Below are 16,538 nucleotides of genomic sequence, written 5' to 3'. Positions count from 1 at the left end.
GAGGGTTTAGATTTCGGTTGGCTGGACTCGGCCGCCATCGTGCTTGATGGGTGGTTGGTGGCCGCTGTCCGGATTTTGGAGGTCCTCGACACTTTGAGCTGCCTTGTTCTCCCGCTCGTGGAGACGCATCTCCGGTGGTTCCTTGCGGAAACCCTTGGTCAGAAAAACGAGGTAGAAAACGCCTAGGGCGATCCAGCAGAGTCCGATGGTGATGGCGATGAAACTAAGCTGGGTCAGGAGGAAAATGTCGACGCCGGCACCCAGGATGGGTAGCACGATGAAGCCGAAGACCGACATCTTTTTGCCCTGCTTCCGGCTTCGGATGAAGTAGGCGACGACGCAGAGGTTCACGGTGGTGAATGCCAGGAAGGCGCCGAAGTTGATGAAGGACGTTGCGACCTCCAAGGAGATGTTCAGTGCCAGCATGGCCACGGCACCAACGAGGACCAGATTAAAGATAGGCGTCCTTGTTCGGGGGTGGAGGTGCCCGAAGAGCCGGCGGGGCAGGACTCCGTCGCGGCCCATGACGTAGAGGAGCCGGCTGGTGCTGGCCTGGATGGCGAGGCCCGACGCGAACCCGCCGACGATGAAGAGCATGTTGGTGATGTTGGCGTAGAACTGCCCTCCGACGAGAACCTGCATCGCGTATGCGGCGGTGGCTGCTTCTTCAAAGTCCCCGCCCGGATGAACGAGTTGCATGATGTAGGAGACGACGGCAAAAAGTACTCCTCCGACGAGGACTGTCAGGAGGATAGCCCGCGGAATATTGCGCTCGGCGTCTTTGGTTTCTTCGCTGAGTGTGCTGACGGCGTCGAATCCCAGGAAGGCGTAGGCAGCGATGGCCGCAGCCGCAGCGACGCCGCCTACCGTCGTCGCACTATTCCAGAAGGGGTCCGTGAACGAGGACGGCGCGTTTCCACCGAGGTAGGCCAGGCAATAGGCGATGAAGATCCCGATGAGGGTAACCACCAGGAGGGTCAGCGTCTTATTGACACGGTCGGTGAGCACGATGCCCGTGACGTTGATGATCGTTGTCAGTCCTGCATTCAAGGCGAGCCAGGCCCAAACGGGGATGCCGGGAAACTGTGCTGCGAGGTAGAACGATTGGAAGAGCCAGGCCACGGTGGGAAGGAAGAGGTAGTCCAGGAGGATCGCCCACCCGACGAGGAAGCCGACGCGGGAATCGAGTAGTCGGCGCGCATACACGTAGGCCGAACCTGAGTTCGGAAAGATCTTTGCCATTTTTGCGTAGCTGAGGGCCGTCAGCAGCATGGCGGCAGTGGCGAGGGCGAATGCTGTCGGGGCTGTTCCGTCGCTGGTGGAGGAGATCACACCAAAGATCGTCATGACGATGCCCGGCGCCATATAGGCCAAGCCGAACACGACTACCGATAGCAGGGATAGTTTGGGGGTGAGTTTGATGTTCTCAGCGGACATGGGAGGTTCCTTGGGCTGGGGCAGTGCTGAGGTTGGTCAGGTTTGACGGGGAGTTGGTTTGCCGCCAGAGGCGGGGATCCAGCTGACCCGCGTAGAGCGGCAACGGAATGCTGGCATCATTTTCAGCGAACTGGTCCCAAGGGCGAGTGACGCCCGCAGTGCCATATTGACGTACATTTCCTACTTGGTCCAGGTCGATCACATCCACCAGGGTCGCGTCTTCGGGTCCGGCCGCCGAGACCCGCACCCGGCCTTCGGGGTCGACCAGGAGGCTGCGCCCCACCCCGTGCGGGCCGGCTGCGTTGACACTGGCAACGAAGTTCTGGTTGACGATTGCGTTGGCCTGGCTGATAACAACTTCCTGCACACGATCATTGGTGGGGGTTTGAACAACATTAAGAACGAGCTCCGCGCCCATCCATGCCAGATGCCTACTGTGCTCGGGGAACCAGGCGTCGTAGCAAATGGACAAACCCACCCTGCCGTAGCCGGCCATATCGAAGACCACGAAGTCTGTACCCGAGGAAACCGTTTCGTAAGGCTTCCACGGAAAGATCTTCCGGTAGGCAGCCACGGCTTTTCCCTGCGGTGAGTAAACAACGGCGGTGTTGTAGATGCGCCCATCAGTGCCACGTTCAAGCACACTGCCAGGCAACAGCCAGATACCCAGATCGCCGGCGAGCTCGGCAAGAATGCTCCCGCGCGGGCCATCAAGAGGTTCGGCAGAGGCCTCCATATAGGCCTGCCGCTCGGCAGGACCAGGAGCATCTGCGCTATTCAAGTGCAACTCCGGGTAGACGAAGAGGTCGGCGACCGCATGTGCTTTGACCTTCCGCTCGAGACCAGCTGCAAAATCAGTCAAGGTCTCTGCGGGCGATTGCACAAGAGCCAGAGGGAGAAGTCGAGTCATGGCGTGGGATTCCTAGAGGGAGAGTTCATTAACTAAATATTAATTAAAGATTAATTAACGAACTATGATGTGTCAAGGCTCACGTCGAAGCGGTATGAAAGCATGGTGACCATGGCAAGACCACGGAATCAAAGAGAACGCCGGGATCAACTCGTAGCAGCAGCCGGACGGGTCCTGCTGGATAGAGGATCATCGGCGGCACGCCTCTCCGACATTGCAAACGAAGCGGGCGTCACCCCCGCTGCGGTTCTGTATTACTACCGCGACGTTGATGAACTCTTCAGTGAGGTCTTCCATCAAGGTGTCACGGAGTACTGCGACCGTAGGGAAGCCCGGATCCAGGCTGAAAGCGGACCTGAAAACCAGCTCAGGGCCTGCATCCATTCCGGGGTCCCATGGCCGGGCGAAAGCGAAACCGCCAGCCGCATCCTCGTGGAACTCATCCCTGTCTACCTGCGCAATGAAGCGGCCGCACGCCAGCAGATGGCCTTCGTCGAACGCCAAACGAATCTCTACCAAGGGATCCTGGATCGCGGGACACAGGCGGACGCTTTCACCTTGTCAGCACCAGCGGCATTCCTGGCACGTAGCTTCGTAGCGCTGGAAGACGGACTCGTCATGGATGTCCTGCTCGGGGACCTCACGCCGGATGACGAATACGAATTCCTGATCAGCTATGCGATGAACATGGTCAAGACCAGACCCGGAAAAGACTTGCAGCGCAACTGAACTCCCGCGCTGCAATGGCCAGCGCCACGTTGGTCCGATGGCGATGCTACAGTCGGGCGGCTGGATACAGGTCCGCGGTAAAACGTGAAAGGTTCTGCAGGCAATCCCCTATTGCCGGCGCCGCGAAATGCAAGGGATTCCAGACGCCGAAGAGGGTGAACACAAGATCCTTTCCCCTATGCGTGATGGGCATGGCGTGCACCCCAAAACTTGGATCATCCGAGAGTACGCAGATTCCCTTACCGGCTGCTGCCAAGGCTTGGCCGACGCGGGCTGAACGCACTTCAAATTCGGCGGTGTAGGTGAGGTGCTCGGCACTGACAGCATCGTCGAACATCGTCCGGACGCCAAAATCAGCTGTCATGGCAATGAGAGGCCATTGGACAAGTTCGGAGAGGCCGATTTTCTCCCTGCCCGCCAGAGGATGCTCGGCGTTGCACTGAGCCCAGAGGAACGCACTGCCAACAACAATCGATTCCAGGTCCGACGGCGGCGGCTTGGTTCCGAGGGCAAAGTCGGCCCTGCCTTCCTGCAACTCCTGGTAAACGAACTCGGGGGTTGCCTCGACGACGTCGGTCAGGATTCCTCCCGGCCCTTGGGAAACAATGAACGGGGCGATGATGTCGGCGATGGTCGCGGAGGCCGCCGCTATGGTCAGACGTCGCACAGAACCCCCTGCCATGGCGCGAGCGGATGACTTGGCCTGGGCAGCGCGAGTGACCAGGTCTTTGGCGATAGGCAGGAACGCGGTGCCCGCCGCAGTCAGGGACAACTTTGCCCCTGATCTGTCAAAGAGGGTCAGCCCAAGCTCCTTCTCCAAGGAGCGGAGCTGCCTGGAGAGCGAGGGCTGGGCAACCAACAGGGAGCGTGATGCAGCGTTGATTGATCCTTCATCAGCGATGCTCAGAAAGTACGTCAGGTGCCTCAAGTCCATTATGCCTCCAAGGTATTGGTTCTACTCATCATAGGCATTTCCCAGGCATAGGCACACATAGTTAGACTCGTCACACTTCCCCACCTTCTTCAAGGAGTCTTTGTGGCACCCTCATTTCCCCACCCTGTTCGGACTGCTTTCGGTGCGGCCGCGGCAGCCGCCCTTGCCCTCAGTGCAGCCGGCTGTACCTCGACGCCGGACACATCGTCAAAACCTGAGGTCTTCAGCGTTGCTGCGTCTGCGGCCATTACAACCTGGGATCCAGTCCGATCCTTTTCAACCGAAGCCCTGTATATGGGCAACATCTACGAGCCTTTGCTGTGGAAGAACCCGGAGGGTTCTTCCGAGGAATTCAAGCCCGCTATCGCCGAGTCCTGGAGTGCGAGTGAGGATGGAAAGGCCTGGACCTTCAAGATCCGTTCCGGCGCGACCTTCCATGATGGCGAGCCCGTCAACGCCGCCGCTGTCAAGGCCAGCATTGATGCTGCGAGGACGCGGGCAGCAGCATCCTTTATCTGGGCGCCGGTGGAGAGCATTGATGCTCCTGACGACTCTACGGTCGCCATCAAACTCAAATACGCCGCCCCGATGGACCTCGTCGCTTCCTCCACCTATGGTGCATGGATCGTTTCCCCTAAGGCACTCGCAGCATCCGAGAAGGACGACAAGTACTTTGATGCCGGAATCGATGGGGGCTCTGGACCTTACACGATCGACTCCTACAAACCCGGCTCTGAGGTTGTGCTGAAAAAATTTGAGGGTCACTGGAACAAAGCATCGGCCCCTCATTTCGACGTGGTGGACATCTCCATCACCCCCGATGCTGTCACTGCCCAACAGATGCTAACCGCGGGAGAGGTCGACTATGCCACGAGCATTCCGCTGGAAAACGCCAAAACGTTGGCCAACGATCCGAAGTTCACGGTGAAGGACTTCAATTCTCCGTTCAACTTCATGGCGATGTTCAACACGACCCGTGCACCGCTCAATGATCCGGAGGTCCGCCGCGCACTCAGCTATGCCATTCCGTACAAGGAGATTATTGACATAGGAGCCCAAGGCTACGGCACACAGTCCCATGGACCGGCCCCGCGGGGTATCTTCCCCTTCAGTCCGGATGTGCCCCAGTACTCCCAGGACTTGGAAAAGGCCAAACAGCTGTTGGCCTCAGCTGGTCATGCCGACGGCATGAAGCTGACCCTTAGCTACGCATCCGAGAACCCTGCCGAAGCCCGATTTGTGCCACTGATCAAGGACGCGTTCGCCAAGATAGGTGTTGAGGTGGACGTCAAGGCGCAGTTGTTTAATCAGCAGTGGGATGCAGCCAAAGCAGACCCCGCAACAGCTCAGGACATCTTCGTGTTGTACTACTGGCCCACCTACAGCGATGCCGGAAGTGACAACCTCACCACTCTCTTCCGTTCCAGCGAAAAGCCGTCCTTCAACTTGAGCTACTGGAATTCCCCGGAGTACGACAAGTTGGTGGACCAGGCAGCGACGTTGACGGGCACGGACAGAGCTGCAGCCCAAGACCTTTACAAGCAAGCCATGGACCTCCTCTACAGGGAAGCACCTGCGGCATTCCTCTACGACGCCCGCGGCGTCTCCGTCGTGCCGGCTGGACTGAATGTTTCCCAGTTCAACGAAAACTACCCCTTCACGGTGTTCTTTGCAGACATGAAACCCGCTGCATAGTAACTCCCAATGGATCGAGGCCCGGGCCACCTGGACCGGGCCTCGTGTCTCCCCTGCTCGAAATTCAAACAATTGTTAAAGATAAGGAGAACCATGTTGCGCTTTGTCCTCAGACGGCTCATCACATCGGTGCTGGTTCTCGCCGTGCTCACAGTAATCGTTTTCGTGCTGGCCCGTATCGTTCCCAGCGATCCAGCCGTCATTTATGCCGGTCCTAAGGCTCCGCCTGCCGAGCTTGACCGGGTTCGTCAGGAGCTGGGCTTTGACCGGCCCATGATCGTTCAGTACTTCGAATACGTGAAGAACCTGCTTACCGGCGACTGGGGCAATTCGCTTGCCACAAAACGCCCGGTGTTGGATGAATTGTTCTCACGCCTCCCTGCCACCTTGGAACTCATCGGTTTTGCCATGTGTCTGGCTGTTCTCGCAGGGGTCTTCCTGGGCGTCGTTGCGTCCCGTCGTCCTGGAAAGTTTCTGGACGGCACTATTCGGTTCCTGTCCATCGGGGGAATTTCCGTGCCCGCGTTTTGGCTGGGGCTGCTTCTCCAGCTGGTGTTCGTTGGGGGGCTGGGTGTACTTCCAGCCACGGGACAGTTCAGTAATTCCATCAAGTACTCCAATCCCATCACTCACATCACAGGTTTTCCCCTGTTCGACAGCCTGGTCAGCGGAAATGGTGCGGCCTTCCAGGATGGATTGCAACACATGATATTGCCGGCGCTCACCCTTGCCGCGTATCCCCTCGGACTCATGGCGCGAATGACCAGAGCCGCCATGCTCGATGTCATGAACCAGGACTATATCTTCACGGCCCAGGCGTACGGTCTGAAGGAGGTCGCCATCCGCTGGCGCCTTGCCCTGAAAAATGCCCTGCCGCCCGTTTTATCGATCGCCGGAATGGCGACAGCCTACGCCCTGACCGGAACGTTCTTCGTCGAGGCCGTCTTCAACTGGCCGGGGATCGGGCAGTTCGCCACGTCCTCCATGCTCGCAGTGGACTACCCGGCCATCATGGCCATTACTCTCATGGGCGCCACAGCATACCTCGTGGCCAACCTCCTGGTGGACATCCTGCAATCCCGAATCGATCCCAGAGTGAGAATGTCATGAGCCCCACAACCGAAATCACCACCCCAACCCAATCCCATGCGTCCGCAGAACATGCCAACCTCAAACCGCTGAAACTTCTTAGGCAGACCTTGGGCCGCGACCGTCTGGCCGCTGCTGGGGCGGCGATCATCGTCGTCGTCATTGTCTTGGCAGTTTTTGGGCAATGGCTGGCACCCTTCCCCGACCAGGGCATGGGCTCCACAAATGCCTCTGCCCGGAACCTCGCTCCCAACGCCCTTAACTGGCTTGGCACCGACCAGCTTGGCCGCGACGTTCTCAGCCGGATCATCATGGGCGCCAACCCGGCGCTGACGATCTCTGCGACTGTTGTCGCCGCCGCTGCCCTCATAGGCATTCCACTCGGCGCTGTGGCCGGGTACTGCGGCGGCTGGCTCGACGAAACCTTGATGCGTGTGACAGAGGTCTTCCAAGCGTTCCCGCCGCTGCTCCTGGCAATGGTCACCGTTGCCATCCTTGGTCCAAGCCTGACCAACGCTGGTATCGCTTTGGCCATCAGCTGGTGGCCCTGGTACGCACGCCTCGTGCGTGCGGAAGCAAGATCCCTTCGCGAACGCTCCTACGTGGAAGCAGCACGCGCCATGGGCATCCCCCAGCTGCTGATCATCACCCGCCATGTACTTCGCAATTGCATGACACCCATCCTCGTCCAGGCAACGGTCGACATCGGCACGGTGATACTGGCCGCGGGATCCTTGGCATTCATTGGTCTCGGAACCCAGCCGCCCCTGCCCGATTGGGGCCTGATGGTTGCTGAAGGACGAGGACTCATCTTCAGTTCCTGGTGGATAGCCACCTTCCCGGGTCTGGCCATCTTCCTGGCAGTCCTCGGATTCAATCTCCTCGGAGACTCGCTGCGCGACCTCCTTGACCCCAGGCAGGTAAAGCGATGACACATGTACTGACCATCCGCGACCTCAACGTGGAATTCATCGATCGGGGAAAAGTCACCAATCGTCCGGTCCGCGGGATCGACCTCAATGTGTCAGCCGGTGAGATCCTTGGTCTGGTGGGGGAAACCGGCTGCGGCAAATCCCTGACAGGACTCGCCGCTTTGGGCATCCTTCCACGCGGCGCGCGGCGTACGGGGAAAGTGACCATGGGCGGTGATCCACTACAGCCGTCGTCGGAGCCTGACAGTCCGGCAGCAATCGTCTTTCAGAACCCCGGGACCGCTTTCAACCCCGTCTTCACCCTTGGCCGCCAACTTAGTGATGTCCTGAGCCGGCACCGGCAGATCTCAAGGTCCGACAGTAAATCCGAAGTGCTGCGGCATCTCGGTCTTGTCGGTCTTCCGGACCCTGAGCGAGTCTTCCTCAGTTATCCGCACCAATTATCCGGCGGGATGCTGCAGCGTGCCATGATTGCCATGGCCCTGCTGCGCCAACCCCGGCTACTGATCCTGGATGAGCCCACAACAGCTCTTGATGTCACTGTCGCACGGCAAATTTTGGTCCTCATCGACGAACTCAGGCATGAGTTTGGGTTCGGTGTGCTGCTCATCAGCCATAACCTTGGCATCATTCGCGATGTCTGTGACAGGGTAGCCGTCCTCTACGCCGGCAGGGTGATCGAAACCGGGACCGTGGACGCGGTCATGAACAACCCTCGCCATCCATACACCCGCGGGCTCTTGGGCGCCCTGCCGGCAGGAAGAAGCCACGGCGAAAGACTGAGTGCCATCCCCGGATCAGTGCCAGGAAACCTCCTGTCCATCACAGGGTGTGCCTTCATGAACCGATGCCCGCATGCAGTCATCGACTGTTCCTTTACAGACCCTTTCCTCACCCGCAACGGGTCAGACCAGGCAGTCGCCTGCATCAAGGAAGACGAACTATGACCAACGTCCTCAGCCTCGAAAAAATCGTCAAGACTTTTCCTCACCACAAGAGAGTCTTCACCGCAGTGGACGATGTCTCCCTCAGGATCAAAGAAGGTACGGTCTACGGACTTGTCGGCGAATCCGGCTCCGGCAAAAGCACCCTCGCCCGCTGTGCCATGCAACTGATGCGCCCAACATCCGGAAGGACAATTTTTGAAGGAGATGACCTCGGCAAGCTCACACCCAGAGCATTAAGGAACGTCCGTTCGCGGATGGGAATGGTTCTTCAAAACCCGGTGGCGTCCTTGAATCCACGCATGACCATCGGCGCTTCGGTGGCGGAACCCCTCCGGGCCCACACCACGCTTAAGGGGCAGGCTCTCCAATCGAAAATCGAAGATCTCCTGGACGAGGTCGGGTTGGGGGCCGGGCACGCCCACAGGCTGCCACACCAACTCTCCGGAGGACAGTGCCAACGAGTTGGGATAGCGCGCGCACTGGCCACATCACCCCGTCTGTTGATCCTGGATGAACCCACAAGCGCCCTTGACGTTTCAGTCCAAGCCCAGATTTTGAACCTTCTTCAGGATCTGCAGCAGCAAAAAGGGCTCACCTACCTGCTCATCTCGCACGACCTCGACGTCGTCCGGTATCTCAGCGATGAAGTGGCAGTTATGAAGTCCGGAAAGATCGTAGAGAGCGGAGCAGCTGAACGGATCTTTACAGATCCACAGCATGACTACACGCGCACACTCCTCGAGGCTGCACCTGGACACAAAGCATCACCTGCCGTCGGCTCGCACACTCTTTCCGCCCCTAACACGCAAGGCAGCAACTAGAACATGCTTGAGACAACCGCAAATGGTTTCCTACCCTCCGGCCCTGGCAGGATCGATCGCTACTCCGGCCAGGATTTCAAGGGGCGCGTTACCCTGGACAACTGGCAGGAAAGCCCCTTTAACCGCTGGGGATTCGCCCACATCAGCGAGCTGATCACTACGGCAACAATCCGTCGAGGAAGCTTGTGCCAGCCCACTTCCCGAACCGGTTCGTCAAACGTTGGACACGGGGAGAAGTGGCACGGTGTTGAGGACTTCCTGACCACAACGCAAACAGATGCCATCGTTGTGCTTCAGGACGGGAAAGTGGTCATGGAACGCTATTTTGGTGCGTTCCACTCGCATGACCGTCACGTTCTGATGTCTGTCAGCAAATCTGTCTGCGCACTCGTTGTAGGCATCCTGGTGGGCCGTGGACTCATAGACACCGAACAAAGCGTCCATCGCTACGTCCACGCTCTCAAGGGAAGTGCCTACGGTGATGCGACCGTCCGCCAAGTCCTCGATATGACAGCAGCGGTCCAGTACAGCGAGGACTACCTGGATTCAGACGCTGAAGTCCAGCAGCAGGACCGGATTGCCGGCTGGCGTCCGAAGCTCGAGACAGACGCCGGGGACACCTACGAATTCCTCACGCGCCTCAAGCCGTCCGGAGAGCATGGCCAGTCATTCCAGTACTGCTCGGCAGGCACCGACGTGCTTGCCTGGATCATCGAGAACGTCACCGGTAAGCGGTATGCAGACGTCGTCTCAGATGAACTCTGGTCCCGGCTCGGAACCGACGATGATGCACTCATCACCACCGATTCCGGCGGTTTCGCGTTTGCCAATGGTGGGATTGCCTGCACGGCACGCGACTTGGCCAAGATCGGACAGCTGTTGCTGGACGACGGCAACGTCAACGGCCGCACGGTGGTCCCGGCGTGGTGGATCAGCGACACAATGCGGGGCGGAGACCCGCTACTTGCCAGAGGGAGCGCCTACCAGAAAGTCCACCCTGAAGGTTCTTACAGAAACCAGTGGTGGGTCCTCGGCGATGAGAGGGGCACACTCTACGCCGCAGGAATCCATGGCCAATTTATCTGGATCGACCCTGTCAGCAACATCGTCATAGCGAAGTTCTCCTCGTGCGCACAACCGGTGGGCCTGGAACTAAGCCGGGCACATGCAGCCGGCTTCAGGCAAATAGTCAGCCTCCTGGAGAACCGCCCTGACTAAAAGGACCGGTAAGGCCCATGAGTGGAGGGCTCCTGCGCTGCCCTCCACTCAAAGCCACGCTCACCGAAGTCATGCTTCGGTTGCGTCAAAACCTGATGATCTGGCGTACGGCGAGCCCATCAGCAAGGTCGTCCATGGCCTGGTTCACTTCTCCGAGCGTGATGGTCGATGAAATCAGCGCTTCGATGGGGAGACGTCCTTCACGCCAGAGCTGCGCGAACGCCGGGATGTCACGGGCCGGTACAGCCGACCCGAGATAGCTACCAATAATCGTGCGCGCTTCGGCCGTAAGCCCAAGCGGCTTGATGACAGCTTCGGCAGTTGGCGCTGGGAGGCCAACGGTGACGGTCCTGCCACCGACGCCGGTCAGCGCCACTGCGGTCTCAAAGGCCCTGGCATTCCCGGCCGCCTCAATCACAATCGGCGCTTTAAGCCTTGCTTCCAAGGCCTGACTCGGGGAATACACCGCTGTGGCGCCTAGTGATATGGCCCGTTCAAGCTTGTCTGGGACGGCGTCCACTCCTACGACATTACCTGTGCCGAGGGAAACCGCTGTGAGCAGTGCAGCCATTCCAACGCCACCGAGACCAACAACCACGATCGTCTCCCCCGCCTCGGGCTTAGCGGCATTAACGACTGCTCCGCCGCCTGTGAGCACAGCGCACCCAAGGACGGCCGCGATCTCAGGCGGGATGTCGTCGTCAACAGGCACCAAAGAATGACGATCGACGGCGGTGTAGGTCGCGAATCCGGACACGCCCAAATGATGGTAAACGTCCTGCCCGTTGCGATGCAGCCGCACATTGCCCGAAAGTAGCGTTCCTGCATTGTTTGCTCCGGATCCGGGTGCGCAGGGAAGCCGTCCGTTGGTGTGGCAGTTGGAGCATTCCCCGCAACGGGGTAGGAAGGCCATCACCACGCGCTGTCCAGTCGTAAGGTCCTCGACGCCGGACCCGCAACTGACGACCCGACCGGCGGCTTCATGCCCAAGCAGCATCGGTACGGGACGAACGCGGTTGCCGTCTACCACCGACAGGTCGGAATGGCAGATTCCTGCGGCTTCGATTTTGATCAGTACTTCTCCCTCACCTGGCGGGTCGAGTTCGAGTTCTCCTACGGTGATGGGTCGCGAGGCTCCGAATGGCCTGGGGCGTCCGATGTCCTCGAGGACTGCTCCGGTTATTTTCATGGTGTGGCTTTCGTGTCGATGTTCCCCGGTCTTGGCGCGGGGTGATGGGTATGTGGCGTTGCTCCATCTGCCATGGCCGACGACACTGCCTGGGCGATATCGTCACCGGCGCGGAGGGGTCGGCCCGAGAAGATACCTTCGTGCGCGAGGATGGGGCGTCGGTCTCCGGCAAGTTCGGGGTACTTATCTTCAAGCGCTTCACGGCGCTCGGCTAGGCGGTGCCAGTGCGCTATGGTTTCGCGGTCGCCTTGCCTAACAGCGTTCCAGCTTCGTGGCATCTGCTCCCTGGAGGGCCCCGCGGAAGCGCGTCCTCCGATGTTGAGCCGGGAGGGACGCCTGGTGGTCTCTGCGTGGCAGGCTGGGCAGGGTGGGTTGGCTGATGTCATGCTCTTGAGTCCGGCCTCGAAGAGATGACCGTTCAGGCACCCGAAATCGTAAAGGATCACTGGTTCTCTCCCGGTTAGCAGATCAGCTGTAATAACCGTTGGGCGCATAGCGCAGGGTTTTGACTTGGTCCCCGTCGTGGCCGAAGATGACCTCCGCTCCCGTGCGGTCCGCGATAGTCCGCAGTTTTTCGACGGACTCAAGCCAGCGGACGTTGTCCCAAACGATGGCCGCGCCCACGGCTGGAGGCCCCCAGCTGTCGGCAAGGTACACCGCATCCGAGGTGAAAATCTTCGTACCTTCGTTCTTAAGGTCCAGTTGCAATGACATGGTTCCCCACGTGTGCCCGGGAGTCTCCAGGACCTTGACGCCGGGAACGATCTCAACATCGCCACTGACCCCTTCCAGATCCAGGGCCTGATAATCCGAGACGATATGCGCGCCTTGCGAATAGCCCTCAATGGCCCGCGCGCCGGCGATCTCGGCGTTGTTCGCAATAATCCGGGTCTTGCCGTTGCCGAACATTGAGGCGTTGGCCGCGTGATCGAAATGCAGGTGTGAGAGCACTAGGATGTCAATGTCATCTGGTGTCAATTCCAATTGTGCGAGTGATGAATCCAGATAGCCCGGCCCGTCCACCGGCTCGCGTACCGGGAAAAAATCCTGAAACCCCGTCGGCGCCCATCGTTGCTCCCAATCACGGGGAACGCCCGTGTCCCACAGAATCCGTCCCTCTGGATGCTCGATGAGCACAGCATGAGTGGGGCACTCTCCCCAGACCACCGGATCTTCCTTGTGATGCCGGTCGCGAATGGTCCGCCCACCTTTGAGTAAAAGCCAAGTGAGATCTGTTTCCATAACCCCAGTGGACAGAATATGGACTCGCATGTCCGTCACTACAACCTCCTTGTTGCTGTCGGCAACTTTTGCCGTTACCCAACTCTGAGGGTTCGAAAGCAACAAAGCCATGGCAACGGCAGACATACATATGGTCCAAACATGGCAAAATACAACATCAAATGCATAAAATTGCACTATGGATGAGGCAAGCACACAGCAGTTCAGGGCACCAGAGGACCCCGAGATACTCAACGCCACCACCGAAAGCTCGAGGGATCTGGCAAGCGTGCGGGATCGGACCCTCATCCTCAAGGGAATCCTGCGACGCACCCGCACGCTTTTAGGTGCCGACATGGCCTACCTCAGCCTGAACGACCTCCCTTCCGGTGAAACCTACATTCATGTCACGGATAACGTGCGCACCGAGGCCTACCGGAATATCCGCATGCCCTTGGGCACCGGCGTCCTGGGAGCAGTAGCGGCGGGCGGCTCGACCGCTTCGACGCTTGACTACCTGGCGGATCCAAATATGAATCACATTCCCACCATCGACCAAGTGGTCGCCGTCGAAGGCGTCAAGGCGATCGCCGGGGCACCACTCCGGGTGGGTGGCCGGATCGTCGGCGCACTCCTCGTCGCCCATCGATCGCCGGCGAGCCTCCCGGCGGCCGGAGAACGAGCACTTGAGCATATGGCGGCTCAAGCCGCCATTGCACTCGAACAGACACGCCGAGGCAGTGAGATCATGCAGCTTCGGGCGCTGATAGGAAGTACGACTACCAGCAACGCCGGCCGCACCCGGGAATTGGAAGCAATGCTCGCGCTGGATGAGCGGCTGATGGGCAGCATGGTGGCATCCGTTAACGCGGAGGGCGTCGTGGCTGTCCTCGAAGAGGCAACGGGCAGGCCCCTGGGTCTATTTGATCCGACAGGACGTCACCGCTTCGGCTCTGTGACGCTGAACAAGCCCTCGCTTGAGAATTGGGGTGTGCAATCGGCAATCAACACTTCCCTGCACGGCGCGGGTGCGGCGACAGTGCGCTACAAAGGCGAGGTTTACACGGTTGTGGCGGTCGCTGCCGGCAAGGAACATCTGGCCACGTTGGTCATGAACGGTACCGCGGGTAAAGAGATTGCCTTGCTTGAGCGGGGTTCGGTGTTCGTGAGCGCAGCGCTCCTGTTCGAACGCACACTTGTGGACGCCAACAACCGTGCGCAATCAACACTCATGGAAGACTTGCTTGCCAGCAGGACTGAGGACCAGGCCCAGGCCGTGAGGGCCAAGTTCGTGGCCTTCGGCATTGAGCTCCGCGGGGAGACAGCCGTACTGGTCATCTTGATTGATCCTCCGGTACGGCACAACGCACTTGCAACCGTTCAGCAGCGGCTCCGTAAAGGTGCAATGCTCGTCTCTGCCCATATGGGCCATATCTGCGTGGTCACAACGTCGGCCGGTGCAACTTTAGCCAAGGAAATGGACCAGATCCTGCACCAGGAAGGGATCTCCGCAGTCATTGGACACGCAACATCCTCCAGCGGCAGCATCAACGGCATTCGTGGAGCCCATGATGAGGCCTCAGAAGTGGTCATGGCCGCCAAAGAACTCGGCTGGCGACGCGGATTTGCCGACCTCAACGATCTGGGTATCGCCGGAATCATGCTCAGCCATGACAGCGCTTCAACCGCAGCCCGGATCGTGGAAAGAACCGTCGGTCCTGTCCAGGAGTATGACCGCGCGCACCGAACAGATCTCCTTGGCACACTCTGGGCCTATCTCGAGTCGGGGAGCAGTCTCCAAACAACGGCCTCACAACTTCATATCCACCAGAACACTGTCAGGCAGCGGCTCGAGCGCATCGACTCCTTGCTCGGAGCCCAATGGCGAACGCCGTCACGTCGCATCGACGTCCACTTCGCGCTTCGGCTGTGGAAGTTGGTTCCACCAACGTCAAAACCGGACGCCGTCCGGGGCCAGTGACCCGGACGACGCCCGCTTTGTTGAAGGTTCTAGCCTGCGCTGGCGCGCACCTCGGCTACTCCTGCATCTTTCTCGTCGTCATCTTCAGCGGCAGCGAGACGTCGCTCCAGCCTTCCGAGGGTTTCCGGCGCAAGCATCGTCGCCACCACAGTGATGATCCCTATCCCGCTGAAGTAGAGGATCACCCACCCCGGCTCGCCATTTCCGGCGTTCAGCAGGGCCACGGCCACCAACGGTGCGATGCCACCAGCCAGAACGGAACCGAACTGATACCCCATGGACGCTCCGCTGTAGCGCAGCTTAGTGGAGAACAATTCGGAGAAGAAGGCGGCTTGGGGACCATACATGGAGTTGTGGAAGACGGCTAGCCCGATGATGATTGCGAGCGTTGCCAGCAGTGCGCTGCCCGTATCCGTCATGACGAAGTAGAGGGGGAAGAACAGGAGCCCGCCGATTGAACCAAACAGGTACAGGGGTTTGCGACCGATTTTGTCAGAGAGGATCGCCCACAGCGGTACGGCAAAGACACCTATGGCGGAGGCGATAAGTACAGACAGTGTGCCCTGGTTGGCGCGCTCGGGCCCAAACGTCCTCATGATGTAGACCACCGAGAACGTTGTGTAGAGGTAGAAGGCGGAGTTTTCTGCCAATCGCATGCCAACAACCAACCAGATTCCCTTGGACTCCTTCTTCATGGCTTCGCCGAGAGGCTTCTTAGAGGTCTGTTTCGTCGCAACCAGCTCTTTGAAATCGTCAGAGTCCTCAAGCTTGGCCCGAACCACCAGCCCGACGACGATCAGCACCACACTCAGCAGGAACGGAACTCGCCAAGCCCAGGCGTCGAAAACCTCAGTAGGAACGGCGGACTTGACGATCAGGACGCTTGCGTTGGCAAGCAGCATCCCGGCCGGGACGCCCATCTGCGTGAAGCTGCCGAAGAATCCGCTGCGTCCCGCGGGGGCATGCTCAATGGAAATGACAGCAGCACCAGCCCATTCGGCACCAGCACCGAAACCCTGCAGAAGTCGCAGGACCGTCAGGAGAATCGGGGCCCAGACTCCGATTTGGGCGTATGTGGGAAGCAATCCCATGGCCAAGGTGGCAAAGCCCATGATGAGAAGTGACAGTACCAGCATGGGTTTACGGCCGATTTTGTCACCGAAGTGGCCCGCGAACATGCCACCGAAGGGCCGTGCGACGAAGCCAACGGCATAGGTCACAAAGGCCAGAAGGAGTCCCGTCGCAGGGTCTTGCTCAGGAAAGTCGCAGGGTCTTGCTCAGGAAAATAGAGTCGACTGAAGACGCCGGTAGCGGCGAGCAAGCCGAAGATGTAGTAGTCGTACCACTCGATGGTGGTGCCTGCGAAGCTGGCTAGCGGTACCCGCCAGGCCGTCGTCGTGGTTTTACTGTGGGAGATCGTCATTGGTCTTCTCTT

Annotated in this window: 16 protein-coding genes; 8 read left to right on the top strand and 8 right to left on the bottom strand. The window is 59.3% G+C overall.

Going from position 1 to position 16,538, the window contains the following annotated elements; genetic code table 11:
• Positions 1-6: 6 nt before the first annotated feature.
• Both CQ020_RS14060 and CQ020_RS14055 read right to left on the bottom strand, forming a co-directional pair.
• Positions 7-1,437 (bottom strand): APC family permease, encoded by a 1,431-nt coding sequence (locus tag CQ020_RS14060; protein WP_105692407.1) that lies wholly within the window; start codon positions 1,435-1,437, stop codon positions 7-9.
• Entirely contained in the window at positions 1,427-2,347 is a 921-nt protein-coding gene (locus CQ020_RS14055; protein ID WP_105692406.1) for a carbon-nitrogen hydrolase family protein, read from the bottom strand. Before CQ020_RS14055 ends, CQ020_RS14060 begins: the two co-directional genes overlap by 11 nt.
• 111 nt (positions 2,348-2,458) lie before the next feature.
• Between CQ020_RS14055 and CQ020_RS14050 the strand changes: the two genes are divergently transcribed.
• Positions 2,459-3,076, top strand: a complete 618-nt coding sequence (locus CQ020_RS14050; RefSeq protein WP_105692483.1) for a TetR/AcrR family transcriptional regulator — start codon at positions 2,459-2,461, stop codon at positions 3,074-3,076.
• A 46-nt stretch (positions 3,077-3,122) separates the two neighbouring features.
• On the opposite strand, the gene CQ020_RS14045 is transcribed toward CQ020_RS14050, so the two are convergent.
• Entirely contained in the window at positions 3,123-4,010 is an 888-nt protein-coding gene (locus CQ020_RS14045) for a LysR family transcriptional regulator (protein ID WP_105692405.1), read from the bottom strand.
• Between the two features lie 102 nt (positions 4,011-4,112).
• Here CQ020_RS14045 and CQ020_RS14040 point away from each other — a divergent pair, with 102 nt between their 5' ends.
• The 6 genes from CQ020_RS14040 (at position 4,113) to CQ020_RS14015 (ending at position 10,712) form a co-directional block, all read left to right on the top strand.
• The gene (locus CQ020_RS14040) at positions 4,113-5,705 is read left to right on the top strand and encodes an ABC transporter substrate-binding protein (protein ID WP_105692404.1); all 1,593 of its coding nucleotides are present in this window, start codon (positions 4,113-4,115) and stop codon (positions 5,703-5,705) included.
• Between the two features lie 93 nt (positions 5,706-5,798).
• On the top strand, positions 5,799-6,815 hold the full coding sequence (locus CQ020_RS14035; RefSeq protein ID WP_105692403.1) for an ABC transporter permease: 1,017 nt from the start codon (positions 5,799-5,801) through the stop codon (positions 6,813-6,815).
• Positions 6,812-7,726 (top strand): ABC transporter permease, encoded by a 915-nt coding sequence (locus CQ020_RS14030; protein ID WP_105692402.1) that lies wholly within the window; start codon positions 6,812-6,814, stop codon positions 7,724-7,726. Before CQ020_RS14035 ends, CQ020_RS14030 begins: the two co-directional genes overlap by 4 nt.
• Positions 7,723-8,673: an ABC transporter ATP-binding protein gene (locus CQ020_RS14025; protein ID WP_105692401.1), complete on the top strand. Its 951-nt coding sequence runs from the start codon at positions 7,723-7,725 to the stop codon at positions 8,671-8,673. The genes CQ020_RS14030 and CQ020_RS14025 overlap by 4 nt, the downstream gene beginning before the upstream one ends.
• On the top strand, positions 8,670-9,494 hold the full coding sequence (locus tag CQ020_RS14020) for an ABC transporter ATP-binding protein (RefSeq protein ID WP_105692400.1): 825 nt from the start codon (positions 8,670-8,672) through the stop codon (positions 9,492-9,494). Before CQ020_RS14025 ends, CQ020_RS14020 begins: the two co-directional genes overlap by 4 nt.
• Before the next feature lie 3 nt (positions 9,495-9,497).
• Entirely contained in the window at positions 9,498-10,712 is a 1,215-nt protein-coding gene (locus CQ020_RS14015) for a serine hydrolase (protein ID WP_105692399.1), read from the top strand.
• A gap of 85 nt (positions 10,713-10,797) precedes the next feature.
• On the opposite strand, the gene CQ020_RS14010 is transcribed toward CQ020_RS14015, so the two are convergent.
• The 3 genes from CQ020_RS14010 to CQ020_RS14000 are packed head-to-tail and all read right to left on the bottom strand — an operon-like array spanning position 10,798 to position 13,269.
• Complete coding sequence (locus CQ020_RS14010; protein WP_105692398.1) at positions 10,798-11,901, bottom strand: alcohol dehydrogenase catalytic domain-containing protein; 1,104 nt, start codon at positions 11,899-11,901, stop codon at positions 10,798-10,800.
• Positions 11,898-12,347 (bottom strand): zinc ribbon domain-containing protein, encoded by a 450-nt coding sequence (locus CQ020_RS14005; RefSeq protein ID WP_181151883.1) that lies wholly within the window; start codon positions 12,345-12,347, stop codon positions 11,898-11,900. Before CQ020_RS14005 ends, CQ020_RS14010 begins: the two co-directional genes overlap by 4 nt.
• Before the next feature lie 22 nt (positions 12,348-12,369).
• On the bottom strand, positions 12,370-13,269 hold the full coding sequence (locus tag CQ020_RS14000; RefSeq protein ID WP_258141888.1) for an N-acyl homoserine lactonase family protein: 900 nt from the start codon (positions 13,267-13,269) through the stop codon (positions 12,370-12,372).
• A 52-nt stretch (positions 13,270-13,321) separates the two neighbouring features.
• Here CQ020_RS14000 and CQ020_RS13995 point away from each other — a divergent pair, with 52 nt between their 5' ends.
• Positions 13,322-15,103: a helix-turn-helix domain-containing protein gene (locus tag CQ020_RS13995; RefSeq protein WP_105692397.1), complete on the top strand. Its 1,782-nt coding sequence runs from the start codon at positions 13,322-13,324 to the stop codon at positions 15,101-15,103.
• A gap of 29 nt (positions 15,104-15,132) precedes the next feature.
• Here CQ020_RS13995 and CQ020_RS13990 read toward each other — a convergent pair whose 3' ends face one another.
• Both CQ020_RS13990 and CQ020_RS13985 read right to left on the bottom strand, forming a co-directional pair.
• A complete protein-coding gene (locus CQ020_RS13990) occupies positions 15,133-16,323 on the bottom strand; it encodes an MFS transporter (protein ID WP_181151882.1) in 1,191 nt (396 codons plus the stop codon).
• Positions 16,320-16,526 carry a hypothetical protein gene (locus tag CQ020_RS13985; protein WP_105692395.1) on the bottom strand — a complete coding sequence of 69 codons (207 nt, stop codon included), beginning with the start codon at positions 16,524-16,526 and terminating at the stop codon, positions 16,320-16,322. The genes CQ020_RS13990 and CQ020_RS13985 overlap by 4 nt, the downstream gene beginning before the upstream one ends.
• Positions 16,527-16,538 lie beyond the last annotated feature (12 nt).

Source organism: Arthrobacter sp. MYb23 (genome assembly GCF_002979775.1).
In the GTDB taxonomy this organism is placed as follows: domain Bacteria; phylum Actinomycetota; class Actinomycetes; order Actinomycetales; family Micrococcaceae; genus Arthrobacter.
Note: the sequence above shows the minus strand (reverse complement) of the source record. Positions and strands in the feature narration are given on the sequence as shown.

Excerpts from the sequence above, each read along its gene's own strand:
- CQ020_RS14030 (WP_105692402.1), top strand. The coding sequence starts at position 6,812 with ATGAGCCCCACAACCGAAATCACCACCCCAACCCAATCCCATGCGTCC.
- CQ020_RS13995 (WP_105692397.1), top strand. The coding sequence starts at position 13,322 with ATGGATGAGGCAAGCACACAGCAGTTCAGGGCACCAGAGGACCCCGAG.
- CQ020_RS14020 (WP_105692400.1), top strand. The coding sequence starts at position 8,670 with ATGACCAACGTCCTCAGCCTCGAAAAAATCGTCAAGACTTTTCCTCAC.
- CQ020_RS14000 (WP_258141888.1), bottom strand. The coding sequence starts at position 13,269 with ATGTCTGCCGTTGCCATGGCTTTGTTGCTTTCGAACCCTCAGAGTTGG.
- CQ020_RS13985 (WP_105692395.1), bottom strand. The coding sequence starts at position 16,526 with ATGACGATCTCCCACAGTAAAACCACGACGACGGCCTGGCGGGTACCG.
- CQ020_RS14015 (WP_105692399.1), top strand. The coding sequence starts at position 9,498 with ATGCTTGAGACAACCGCAAATGGTTTCCTACCCTCCGGCCCTGGCAGG.
- CQ020_RS14035 (WP_105692403.1), top strand. The coding sequence starts at position 5,799 with ATGTTGCGCTTTGTCCTCAGACGGCTCATCACATCGGTGCTGGTTCTC.
- CQ020_RS14025 (WP_105692401.1), top strand. The coding sequence starts at position 7,723 with ATGACACATGTACTGACCATCCGCGACCTCAACGTGGAATTCATCGAT.
- CQ020_RS14050 (WP_105692483.1), top strand. The coding sequence starts at position 2,459 with ATGGCAAGACCACGGAATCAAAGAGAACGCCGGGATCAACTCGTAGCA.
- CQ020_RS14055 (WP_105692406.1), bottom strand. The coding sequence starts at position 2,347 with ATGACTCGACTTCTCCCTCTGGCTCTTGTGCAATCGCCCGCAGAGACC.
- CQ020_RS14060 (WP_105692407.1), bottom strand. The coding sequence starts at position 1,437 with ATGTCCGCTGAGAACATCAAACTCACCCCCAAACTATCCCTGCTATCG.
- CQ020_RS14010 (WP_105692398.1), bottom strand. The coding sequence starts at position 11,901 with ATGAAAATAACCGGAGCAGTCCTCGAGGACATCGGACGCCCCAGGCCA.
- CQ020_RS14045 (WP_105692405.1), bottom strand. The coding sequence starts at position 4,010 with ATGGACTTGAGGCACCTGACGTACTTTCTGAGCATCGCTGATGAAGGA.